The sequence below is a fragment of the Halomarinibacterium sedimenti genome (assembly GCF_019312585.1).
Classification (GTDB): Bacteria; Bacteroidota; Bacteroidia; order Flavobacteriales; family Flavobacteriaceae; genus Halomarinibacterium; species Halomarinibacterium sedimenti.
Window position 1 is genome coordinate 211988 of sequence record NZ_JAHWDP010000001.1, and the last position, 12351, is coordinate 224338.

11 protein-coding genes and 1 pseudogene are annotated in these 12351 nt (G+C 35.7%); 11 read left to right on the forward strand and 1 reads right to left on the reverse strand.

Annotation, left to right across the window (positions count from 1 at the left end):
• Positions 1–1493 precede the first annotated feature (1493 nt).
• The 11 genes and pseudogenes from KXJ69_RS13635 (at position 1494) to KXJ69_RS01110 (ending at position 11449) form a co-directional block, all read left to right on the forward strand.
• Complete coding sequence (locus KXJ69_RS13635) at positions 1494–3089, forward strand: ATP-binding protein (RefSeq protein ID WP_255571194.1); 1596 nt, start codon at positions 1494–1496, stop codon at positions 3087–3089.
• Positions 3074–3322 (forward strand): annotated as a pseudogene (locus tag KXJ69_RS01065) (polyribonucleotide nucleotidyltransferase); the annotation flags it as partial. The gene KXJ69_RS13635 and the pseudogene KXJ69_RS01065, both read left to right, overlap by 16 nt.
• Positions 3323–3536: 214 nt before the next feature.
• Positions 3537–4028: a hypothetical protein gene (locus KXJ69_RS01070; RefSeq protein ID WP_219050488.1), complete on the forward strand. Its 492-nt coding sequence runs from the start codon at positions 3537–3539 to the stop codon at positions 4026–4028.
• A gap of 290 nt (positions 4029–4318) precedes the next feature.
• On the forward strand, positions 4319–4678 hold the full coding sequence (locus KXJ69_RS01075) for a helix-turn-helix domain-containing protein (RefSeq protein WP_219050489.1): 360 nt from the start codon (positions 4319–4321) through the stop codon (positions 4676–4678).
• A gap of 147 nt (positions 4679–4825) precedes the next feature.
• Complete coding sequence (locus tag KXJ69_RS01080; RefSeq protein ID WP_219050490.1) at positions 4826–5296, forward strand: hypothetical protein; 471 nt, start codon at positions 4826–4828, stop codon at positions 5294–5296.
• A gap of 184 nt (positions 5297–5480) precedes the next feature.
• A complete protein-coding gene (locus tag KXJ69_RS01085) occupies positions 5481–6158 on the forward strand; it encodes a hypothetical protein (protein WP_219050491.1) in 678 nt (225 codons plus the stop codon).
• A gap of 165 nt (positions 6159–6323) precedes the next feature.
• Positions 6324–7187, forward strand: coding sequence for a sigma-70 family RNA polymerase sigma factor (locus KXJ69_RS01090; RefSeq protein ID WP_219050492.1), 864 nt, complete (start codon positions 6324–6326; stop codon positions 7185–7187).
• Between the two features lie 174 nt (positions 7188–7361).
• Entirely contained in the window at positions 7362–8021 is a 660-nt protein-coding gene (gene rpe, locus KXJ69_RS01095) for a ribulose-phosphate 3-epimerase (protein ID WP_219050493.1), read from the forward strand.
• A gap of 68 nt (positions 8022–8089) precedes the next feature.
• Positions 8090–9178 carry an AraC family transcriptional regulator gene (locus tag KXJ69_RS01100; protein ID WP_219050494.1) on the forward strand — a complete coding sequence of 363 codons (1089 nt, stop codon included), beginning with the start codon at positions 8090–8092 and terminating at the stop codon, positions 9176–9178.
• A gap of 91 nt (positions 9179–9269) precedes the next feature.
• Positions 9270–10403 (forward strand): T9SS type A sorting domain-containing protein, encoded by a 1134-nt coding sequence (locus KXJ69_RS01105; protein ID WP_219050495.1) that lies wholly within the window; start codon positions 9270–9272, stop codon positions 10401–10403.
• A gap of 77 nt (positions 10404–10480) precedes the next feature.
• Positions 10481–11449 (forward strand): YpdA family putative bacillithiol disulfide reductase, encoded by a 969-nt coding sequence (locus KXJ69_RS01110; RefSeq protein ID WP_219050496.1) that lies wholly within the window; start codon positions 10481–10483, stop codon positions 11447–11449.
• Here the strand turns inward: KXJ69_RS01110 and KXJ69_RS01115 are convergent.
• Entirely contained in the window at positions 11446–12282 is an 837-nt protein-coding gene (locus tag KXJ69_RS01115) for a zinc-dependent peptidase (RefSeq protein WP_219050497.1), read from the reverse strand. The genes KXJ69_RS01110 and KXJ69_RS01115 overlap by 4 nt on opposite strands.
• Positions 12283–12351 lie beyond the last annotated feature (69 nt).

Genomic DNA, 12351 nt, shown 5'->3' on the forward strand with positions numbered 1-12351 from the left:
ACTGAGCTGTCACACTGAGCTGTCACACTGAGCTGTCACACTGAGCCTGCCTGTCCTGAGCTTGTCGAAGGGTCGAAGGGTCGAAGGGTCGAAGTGCTGTCGAAGTGCAGTCGAAGGGTCTCAATAAACAAAACGCCTCTTAACACTAAGGGGCGTTTTTTTTATTTATGCAAATGGATTCCTAAGACGAAATTTAAAAAATTACGAGCAAAAAAGTGTCAAACTTGGGCAAAATCCAATAAATATTTTGTCTAACATTTGCATTTTGTAGGATTTATATTACATCTTATCGAATAGGCGCCTGATTATTAGGAAAATACATTTTCAATGGCAAAATTTGAGTATTGAAGGAATTTTCCTTCGTGCAAAAAAGCCCCCAAATGAATGCACTTATCAATCGCCTTTTTTATAAGGACGAAACCACAGCCGTACTCCCAAATCCAGAAAGGGAAGAAAGAGTAACCTTTCTCAAAAGCCTAATTGAGAAAAGTTCTCAAACACCAGAAATATGTTCCATTGCTTCACGCATAGAAGGAGAATCCTTTGATGACACTCACTTCATTGCTAATTGTAAATTAGTCATGTACTACTTGCAAATAGAGCAATATCTTATTTATAAAGATCCTCGCTATATCAATTCTCAGCAAAAGTTACGGGAGGAGATGGCAGAACAATACCCTAACTATTTTAAAACGAAGCCCTTTTGGCCTTTGCAAAAAAATGAAAAAGAACAAGAGGCTGTTTTTTGCTTTCTATTTGTAAAATATATTATTCACCTTTTAAAAAATAATAAGGTACTAAACAATTACACTAGCGATTGGTTACGGGTTTTAAATTCAAAATATATTCCACCCACCAATTTAAATATAGTAGAACGAATTAACCTTATTCAAAATTTAAGAAAATATACCCACGAAATCTATTCGGAACTAAAAAAAGAGAGAGGAATTGATTTTGCACAAAATCACTTTGCAACGGCATACGATAAATTTGTTGTTTTATACCCAAAATTTACTTCGGTAAAAGTAATTAACGACCTTATCCCAATAGAGAAAAACGAAGTAACCCAAGAAAATCATGTTAGAAAATTAGTTTCGCTACCTCAAAATCCAACCAACGGCTCAAGACCAAAAATTGACGCTTACAAATCTATTTTTGAGAATATTCTTGACGGATTTCTACTTATAAATACTGAGGGGATAATTTATTATGCAAACGATAATGCGGTTCGCTTATGTTCGCAATACGAACCTTCCTTAGAAAACAAATTAATATATAATTATTTACCCTCACCCTTTTTGCAACAACTAAAAGAGGATCTCGAAAATTTAGAGTCTCCCTTTCCAAGCATTGTAATAGGGAAAAGAATTGAAGCAACCTTTTTTGAGGGTACCAAACAAGAGGAGGATGTAGAAATTACTATTACCAACAATTTTACAAAACCAGAACCTACTCTAAGTGTTCTTATTAAAAATATTAGTCACAAGAAACAAATGCTAGAGGCCATTAGAGAATCTAAAGTACACGCCGAGCGAATTGCAAAAGCAAAATCGACGTTCTTATCTAATATGAGTCACGAAATACGAACACCTTTAAATGTTATTTTAGGGCTTACCGAGATTCTTCAGAAAACCAAAAACCTCGATGAAAAATTAATTCGAAAAAATTTACACGGTATTGATTTCTCAGCCAAAAATCTGTTGTCAATTGTGAATGATATTCTAGATTTTTCGAAAATTGAAGCAGGTAAACTCTCCCTTCAGTCTATAGATTTTAATTTAAGAAAAGTGGTTGAAAACCTAGCAGATGGTTTCAGCATAAAAGCAAAAGAAAAAGGACTTGAGCTACACGCCACCATTGAAGAAAATGTACCCGATATTGTTATTGGCGATCAATACCGTCTCAACCAAATATTAAATAACTTAATAAGCAATGCCATAAAATTTACCAAACATGGCAACATAGGCATTGCCATAAAATTATTAAAGCAAAATGAAAATGACTTGGTGCTACAGTTTATGGTAACTGATACTGGTATAGGTATTTCTAGTGAAAATTTAAAGAAGATTTTCGATAGTTTTTATCAGGTAGACAATATGGAAAATTCTGGTGGAACAGGTCTAGGTTTGGCCATAACACGCGAACTAATTTACCTCCACGAAGGAGAATTTAATGCAGAGAGTGAACTGGAAAAAGGTTCTAAATTTACATTTACCATCCCGTATAAGAAAAGTTCGTTAATAAGCCTTGCCGATTCTTCTAAGTGTAGTGTAGATTCCACAAAAAAATTAGATGGATTAAAAGTATTGGTGGCCGAGGATAACGAAATGAATCAATTCTATATCAAGCAGTTACTTAAAAAATTAAATGTAGAAGCTGATATTGCCGAAAATGGTAAGGAAGCAGTAGACATTTTAAAATCTAAAAAAGATACTTACGATCTTGTATTAATGGATATGCATATGCCTGTTATGAATGGTATGGAAGCCATTTCGCATATTCGAAAACTCAATGGCACTACCGTTAAAAAGTTACCCATAGTGGCATGCTCTGCAGATGTTTTCCCAGAAGCTCGAAAAAATGCTATAAAAGCAGGAATTGACTTTTACCTAACAAAACCCTTAAGTGAAGATGCTATAAAAGAGGTGTTGTATTGGTTAGTATCAGACAAGCCTGAAGAAGGTACGACCGCCCCTGCTAAAAATTTAGAAACACGGCCTAATACAGATTCGCACAAAAGCAACATTGCCTTAAATGCATTGCTTGAAACCTTCGAAAACGACAAAGAATTTGTGATTTCCTTGCTCGAGGTTTTTGTAAAAAACACACCCGAAGATTATAACAATTTACGCACCTGTGTGGATAGAGAATATTATGCCAGAGCCAGTGAGCTTGCTCATAAACTTAAATCTAGTTTTATGAATTTAGGTATGATTACCCACGGGCATCATCTACAACAAATAGAAACCCTTCTCCTTTCTAAAAAAACCGTTAGTGAAGGACTAAGGCATCTTGCAACATTTAAAACATTATATCACAAAGCCTTATTAGAAGTAAATTTGTTACTTATAGAATTAAGACAAAAATAAACTCGTTAACCTTTAAACCCAAAGTAGGTAGCGTATACGAAGTAAAAGTGATAAAAATGCTGGACTTTGGTGTAGACCCAAGAACTAAAAAGGACAAAGTGTCTCGTAAGGCATTATTGCCAAAACCCGAAGGCTATGTAGAACGCCCTAAGCGTGACGACAAACGCTCTGGTGGTAGAGATAACAGAGGTCGCGCCAATAGAAACCGTGATAGAGATAGAAAAAGAGATTAACAAATTCCTGCGAAGGCAGGAATCTCTTACCATAATACCCAAAACGCCTCTTAGCGATAAGGGGCGTTTTTTTATTTAAAAAATTACAAAAACAGGAAAAATCCTGTCTATTCCCGAGAAAAATCCTGTATAAAAAAGGGATAAATACCTCTTGACTTACTTATAATAATATTAAAAAATTGCCCTATTGTTTAATCCATAAAATTATAATAGTATGGCAAATTTTCATGAAAACAGCCTTAACCAATTACTTGACGAGGCATTTGTAACTACGAGCCTTACCAATGTAAATGCGCTTATAGACGGTTTACCACAAAACTCGCTTAATCCAGAGCAACAAGCCCGTTTAAGCAGTATTAATGTAGATAACAAGCGCTTTGCAGAGCGTGTCCTTACCGTCATGCAAGGCAGTGGCGCTGTTATTTTACCCAACTTTTTTAGCGATGCCAACCTTAGTAACGATTTGGGGGTGTTTGAGCAGCTAGAAACCCTAGAAAACCGTTTGCAGGTAGCCTTAGGGCGTGTAAGCGATCTTAAACGCATTGCAGGGCACGAAGCCTATGCCACCGCCAATGGCGTGTACAACATTTATAAAATGGCTGCACTAGGCGGTATCCCACAGGCAGAAGAAGACTATGAGTTTATGAAGGAACGCTACGAAGGACAAGGCGGTAAGGAAGAGGACCCCAGTGAAGAAGGACTATAAAGCTACCCTTTTTCTTAAAACGGTCTTTTAAAGGCCGTTTTTTTAGCACGTACTAGAACGCCAAAAATAAGCCAAATTGAGTATAAAGTAAACGGTTAAGCTTATAAGCATAAGTAATAATGCCTAATTTGTATTCAATTTTACTGATGATTATATACAATCTAACGTATCCTATACTCAGTTTAGCGTATCATATACTCAATTTAGCTGATAACTATATACAATTTAGCTTATCCTATACTCAGTTTAGCTTATAAACATCATCAATTAGACTTATAAATGTTAAAACTATGAAGACACTTAAAACACCTCATATAGCAAGCCCACACATAGGTAATATGTTACAAAATCGTATAAAATTGCGCAGAATTTCTAAAGCCGCTTTATCCAGAAACGCAGGGCGTACACCACAAACCATACAGCGGTATTTAAAAAGACCTTCTTTACAGTTCTCTATACTTTGGGAACTTTGTGTGGCGATGCAGCACAATTTTCTGTTAGACCTCGCAGCACAACTACCCGCAGACTTTACCACCTATGCCCCAGACCCTACCCTAGCCCTGCAAGAAGCACTAGAACAACAGAAGGAGGAGAATACGATTTTACACGCAAAATTAGAAGAGTTACGTAGTGCTTTTGCAAAAAGGTAATTTAGTATCTTTGAGATAGGTCTCCGGAACCATGATAAAAAACTAACGTTATCCCCCCTAAATTACCCGGATAACCATGATAAAAGGTAACATATAACGAGTTGGCATTCATTTGACCAAACTGACAAAAACCTGAACTAACCACATATGAAAAACTATTATTTGATTTTAATTGAGAATTTTATCGGAATTGGATATCTGATATTATTTCTGTTAGGATTTTTTACGGACAACTTGAATTTTTATCACATTGGCGGAATCGGAATGCTGATTTTTATGTTTATTATGATAAAAGGACAACCGAAAAACCTGTTCTCATTTCTATTTATGTGCGGAATTGGATGCGTAGTTGCGTATTTTGTTTCTAAATGGTGGTTGGGAATTTTTTGGGTTAGTGCATTCTATACCGTTGGACAGTTATTTGGAATTAGAGCATTATTAAAAAACAAGGAACTATTAATAGCACAAATAGACGAACAAAAAATTGAGACAGAGGATTTGTTAAAATATGCGATGACTGGAAAAATGGCTGACCCAGATAAAATAGAAATTATCGAAATTCTGTTTTTTATTGGACTTATTATTGGACCATATTTATTAGCAAACTATCTGAATTAGAAAAGAAAAAACGAAATGCCAACAATGTATAACCGCAATTACGGCGGATTCGTCTACCCTTCGACTAGCTCAGGGCGGGCTTAAACGAATCCACTCGGAATTGCTAATGTCAGTATAACCGAAAAACATTAACTTTAAAACCGTAGCTAACGGTTATATAAAACCGTTGGGCATAATTATAAATATGCAGTTTAGAAAAATTAAGGGCTTTTTAAAGAACCAGTATGTCAGCGGGTTAATTGTCGGAGCAATAGTATTAGTACTCACTAACGTCATTCCACTGATTAGGTCTTTTGTTTCAAATCAGTCGTTCAAAGAATCTTTTTCTAAATTTTGGAATTACAAGGTTGAATTATGGTTAATCTTAGTAGTCTTGTTTGGAATGGCGATATTAATTATTGCATTAAATCTAATCAGGAAAGAAAAAAAATTTAGATATGATCATGATTCACTTGAACTAGATAGAAAGCTTTTTGATAAAATTCGAAATGATTATTTAAATCAATCTGGAACAATTTATTGGTTAAGAACCCAGCATTTCGGTGGAAGCTTTTCGGACAAAATATCCGATCCATTATTTAAAATTCAAGAAGAGAGCTTTCAATCAGACTTTGAATTTTTAAACCCAAAATTAGAACAGTTAAAGAAAGTACTTATTGAAGAAATTAAAGACTTTAATTCAATAATTGTAAATCAGACCTTCAGACATGGTCCTAATTCACAAGCGGTACCTTCAGAATGGGTCCATAAACAACCTGAAAGATATGAGAATGTAGTAAACCAATTAAACGACCTTGCCGATCGAATTTGTGAAAAATATGATAGTTTTATCAGATATGGCAGACGTACTTTGAAATCATAACTATGCAAAACATCCGTATATAACTTATAAATTCCTTCAAAAAATCCTACTAAAAGCACCCCTTGTTAAAAGAAAACCAAAACTTTTGTAACATTTTGCCTCTTCTTTACGTATAACCCCATACGAAAGGAAAAATTTAACTTAAAAAAGTAGGAGACCCCTTTAATGAGACAACTTAAAATTACCAAGCAGGTTACTAATAGAGAAACTGCTTCCTTAGACAAGTATCTACAAGAAATTGGAAAAGTTGACTTAATCACCGCAGACGAAGAAGTAGAATTGGCACAACGCATTAAAGCGGGTGACCAACGCGCCTTGGAAAAATTAACCAAAGCCAACCTTCGTTTCGTTGTTTCGGTAGCAAAACAGTATCAAAATCAAGGTTTAACCCTTCCCGATCTCATCAACGAAGGAAACCTAGGGCTTATAAAAGCCGCACAACGTTTTGACGAAACAAGAGGATTTAAGTTTATTTCGTATGCCGTTTGGTGGATACGTCAGTCTATTTTACAGGCCTTGGCCGAACAATCTAGAATTGTACGTCTTCCTCTTAACAAAATTGGAAGTATCAATAAAATAAACAAAACCTTTGCTTTCCTTGAGCAAGCACACGAACGTCCACCTTCTGCAGAGGAAATTGCAAAGGAGTTGGATATGACTATTAACGACGTAAAGGAGTCTATGAAAAACTCTGGACGTCACGTATCTATGGATGCGCCTTTGGTTGAGGGAGAAGATTCTAACCTATACGATGTATTGCGTAGTGGGGAGTCTCCTAACCCAGACCGCTCTTTGCTACACGAGTCTTTACGTACCGAAATCGAGCGTGCCTTGGAAACCTTAACGCCTCGTGAGGCAGATGTGATCCGTTTGTACTTTGGTTTAGGAAATCAACACCCTATGACCTTAGAAGAAATTGGTGAAACCTTCGATTTAACACGTGAGCGTGTAAGACAAATTAAAGAAAAAGCGATAAGACGCTTAAAACATACTTCAAGAAGTAAAATCTTGAAAACCTATTTGGGGTAACCCATAAAAGCAACAACAGTATATAGTTTCCTTCTTGGAAATAAAGACTGTTCGTTTTTTGATTGATGAATGACCTCCGGCTGATTACCGGAGGTTTTTTCATTTTAGGGTATTTCTCAATTCTCATTACACAATACTCAATACTAATTATTACTTTTGAAAAAAATTTCAGAAATGAGCACCACTCTTATTGCCCCTTCCATTTTAGCAGCCGATTTTGCCAACCTTCAACGCGATATTGAAATGGTGAACCAAAGCCAAGCCGATTGGTTTCATATTGATATTATGGACGGTGTGTTTGTTCCTAATATTTCTTTTGGAATGCCCGTGTTAAAAGCCATTAGCAAACATGCTAAAAAAACAATAGATGTGCATTTAATGATTGTGGATCCCGATCGATACATTGCTACTTTTGCTTCTTTGGGAGCCAATGTACTTACGGTGCATTATGAAGCCTGTACGCACCTGCATCGTACGCTTCAAGCCATTAAAGCTGAAGGCATGAAAGCAGGAGTTGCTTTAAATCCGCATACGCCTATTCACTTGCTAGAGGATATCATTCAAGATGTGGATTTGGTTTGCTTAATGAGTGTGAACCCTGGATTTGGAGGACAAAGTTTTATTGAAAACACCTATCACAAAGTGGTGGCACTTAAAAAATTAATTTCTGAAAAAGGAGCTGCTACCCAAATTGAAATCGATGGTGGCGTTACCAACAAAAACGCAAAACAATTAAAAGATGCTGGCGCCGATGTGTTGGTTGCAGGCAGTTATGTTTTTGGCGCTCAAAACCCTACTGAAACCATTGCAGGGCTCAAAGAACTGACACGATAAAGGTCAATAATTATAATTTTAAACTTCTTTTAGTAGCTTTATTGTAATTTTCAACCTAAATCTTGAAAATGCAAGTTACTCCTTCTTTCGATTCTTGGACGTCCATGTTCCTTTTGGCAGTACCCATGGGATTATTCTTATTCCTATCTATTGTGTTTACAAAAGACAAAAAAAACCTCCCTATAGGACTTTTAATGCTGGCGTTTTCATTAATTCTTTTTCAGTATGTCTTGTATTGGACACGCTATGAGGTAGTTTTTCCGTATTTACAATTACTTCCCCACGTATGCTACTACACGACTGGACCCCTCCTCTATTTATACTTTCTCAATTTACATAAGAAGGAAGTAAAGTTTAATTTTGGATTCCATTTTCTACCCGCCTTTTTGGTTTTGGTCACTTATCTTGCCATACTAACCAATCAATTAGGAATTATCGAATTTAGAGTTCCCTGGCGCTGGTTTTCATTGAATCCTTGGTTTATTGCTATACATATGGGAGTCTATTCTACATTAATATTTCTTCAAATTTATAGACAAAAAACAACCACCCAATTCGAAAAACTTCGCGCACGATGGAGTAAAATATTGGTTGGGTTGTTTGTCACTTTTACCTTGGCCTATATTTCCTATTATGTTTTGGTTCGTTTTCCCTTTTTTAATAGTGAATGGGATTATATGATTTCCATCACAATGAGTATTTCCATTTATACCATTGGCTTTTTTATTATCAAACAACCGCAGGTTTTTGATGGAGAGTTCTTTGCTGAATTGTTTCTTCCTAATAACAATAAAGACACTTCGTTTGAAGAATCGTTAATGAACGAACTTTATGTAAAGCTCACAAAACATATGGAAACCGAAAAACCATTTATCGACAATGAGCTTCGGTTGGTTAATTTAGCAGATAACTTAGGCTTTTCTACGCATTTACTTTCAAAAGTGATTAATAAAAAATCGGGTAAAAACTTTAATCAATTTATAAATGATTATCGGTTACAAGAGGCAAAACGATTACTATTAAAAAACCCAGAATACAGTATAAAAAGCATCTATTTTGATGTGGGTTTTAACAATAAAGCTACTTTCTACAATGCCTTCAAAAAAGAGTTTCACTGCACTCCTACGCAATTTCGAGATACTGTAATCACCTCTTAGTTTATAAAAAAAGAGTCCATTTTTATAAATCTGAACCCTTTACTATTTGTATGGTAGGATATTAGCTTTCAGAAACTTTAAAATCAATACTATGAAAGCAACAAAACTCATACTCTCGGTATTTACAATACTCTTGACCATGACAATTTCTGCACAAACATCACACTACATCTATGTAAGTGACGCTGGAAATTTTAATATCCCAACATCGCAAGTCTTACGATATGATTTGGATGGTAGCAACCCCCAAGTTTTTATCTCAAGTGATGATTTTGCTGCTCAAAGTGTAGGTTGGCCACAAGACATCTTATTTTTGGAAGATCAAGGAGTCGTTCTTATTTCTTGTTTAATAGGCAATAAAATAACAAAACATGATGCCAATACAGGAGCTTATATTGAAGACTTCGCTGCTGTACCAGGAGGACCCACGCGTATGAAAATTGGTCCTGACAACACTATTTATGTTGTTCAATGGAGTAATACCGATAACAAAGTTTTAAGATTTGAGCAAGACGGCACACCATTAGGGGAATATACAGACATTGGAGTGGGGCGAAGTGTGGGATTGGATTTTGATCTAGTTGGAAATATGTATGTAGGATCTTACGGAAGCAACACCGTTACTAAATTTGATAGTTCTGGTATCTCACAAGGAGTCTTAATCGACACACAACTTTCTGGACCTACCAATGTTTTAGTTGAACAAGGCGGAACGATATTGGTGTTAAATTGGAATGGAGGAAATATTGAACGCTTTGACAATAATGGAAACCATATCGAAACGTTTACAACAACAGTTACACAACCTGAAGGAATTGCCATTCATCCTGTTACTTTTAACTATGTTGTTGGCAACGGTGGTCCTGGTCAAATAGATGAATTTTCAAATGATGGAACGTTTCAAGGAAGCATTGTGAGTAGTGGATCTGGTGGATTACTACAACCTAACGCAGTCGTTTTTCGAGATGCTACGCTGGCGGTAAAAGATTTTAAAAAAAGTAAAATTTTAGTCAGTCCAACAATGGGTTCAGAATTTAAATTAAATACTTTGGAAACTCAATTTTTAGATTCAATAGAAGTATTTACCATATTAGGACAAAAAGTAGACACTATTGCTGTTGCCCAAGAATCTTGGAGTGCTACTAAGCTAAGTGAAGGAATCTATATTCTTGTAGCAAAACAGGGTGCAAATACCTTTACACAAAAAATAATGGTGAAGAAATAGTTCCTTTTTCATAATAAGTAAAAGCTTGCTTGTCCTAACAAGCAGGCTTTTTTATCTTTACTCCAAAGAATTAGCTTTTGAAAAAAGAAAAAGATGTACTTATTATTGGTGGAGGCCCCATAGGTATTGCGTGTGCCCTGGAGTGTCAAAAAAATAATTTGGATTATGTGGTGTTAGAAAAAGGGGCATTGGTAAATTCACTTTATAACTACCCGCTTAATATGACCTTTTTCTCTACTTCGGAAAAACTAGAAATTGGCGGCATCCCATTTATAAGCAATAACCCAAAACCCCATCGAGATGAAGCGTTGGAATATTACCGAAGGGTTGCCAAATCGTTTGAATTGAATATACATCTTTATGAAAAAGTGCTTTCTGTTGAAAAGAAGGATGATTTTTTTCACATTGAAAGTAACAAAAATCAATACGCTGCCAAAAATATCATTATTGCGACAGGGTTTTATGACATTCCCAATCTTTTGAATGTTCCTGGGGAACAATTACCCAAAGTTTCGCACTATTTTAAGGAGGCGCATCCCTACGTGATGCAAAAAACCATGGTGGTTGGGGCAAGCAATTCGGCCGTGGATGCCGCTTTGGAAATTTGGCAAAAAGGAGGCGATGTCACCATGATAGTTAGAGGACCCAACATAGGAGAACGGGTAAAATATTGGGTAAAACCCAATATTGAAAACCGAATTGAAGAAGGAAGTATCAAAGCCTATTTTAATGCTGAAATTAAAGAAATTAGGGAATCTGAAGTGATTATCTCAACTCCCGAAGGAGACATTACCATTCCCAATGATTTTGTTATAGCCCTTACAGGGTATCAACCTAATTTAGAGTTTTTAAGAAATATTGGAATTTCGCTTTCTGAGGATGGCAAATACCTGCCACAGTACAATCCAGAAAGTATGGAATCGAATGTAGAAGGAGTCTATTTAGCTGGAGTCATTTGTGGAGGTATGGAAACCCATAAATGGTTTATTGAAAACTCCCGAATACATGCGGCGATGATTGCTTCAGATATAGTAAAAAAGGGTTAGTAGCCTGCAAACCGAAAATTTAGCAGCTTTTTTGTAGAATCGTAGATTTCTGGAAAGTGACTTTTAAAATCTTTAGGAGACTCAAAGAAATATTCTGCCAAAACCGCCATAAATTCATATTGGTTGGTAAAAGCATAATCCCTAAAAAACTGTGTGGCATCCAATTTATCTTTGACTTCTTGTTCGGTTAAACGCTGTAAAATATTCTGAAATTGTTTCGAAAAGCGTGTAGAATCAATATCGGCACTATTTTTAGATTCCAATTGCATGGCGTGCATAAACTCGTGAATTCCCAAATTAAGATTATCGTTAGATATTTGATAACCCTCCTCAAAATGTTTCCAAGAAAGCACCAAAGCTCTTTCCCTTGGATTAAACTCTCCTTTGTGATAACTGTCATTTAACTTGCTGAAAAATTCATCGGGATAGACAATGATATAGTTTATAAGGCTATAATCGTAGTTTTTCCTTCCAAAAGAAAGCATACAACCCACAGCGGCAATGAGTGTTTTGATTCGATCTGTAATTTCAAGTCCTCCTCTACCCACAAACTTTTTGTCATTTAAAAATACCGAAATTCGATGCTGAAACTGCCTTTTCTCCCGTTTAGAAAGCAGATTATAAAAATCAAACTCATTTTGAAGAACTGATATTTGATTTGGTTTTAGTTTCCTAAAGACAAAATAATGCCTGTAAAATGGACGATCGTATTTAGATGCATACCAATTTTCAAAAACTCGAAAGAGAAAAAAACAGAATCCTAATAATACAATGGTGTAGGCATAAGGTGCCAACCAGGTTGCATTTTCGTCGGTTTGTAAAAGTAGCATCATAAAGATTTGGGTAGCGAAAGGTACTAATTATTTGTAAATCCTTGCTAATCTGTATAAAACGCTAAAAAT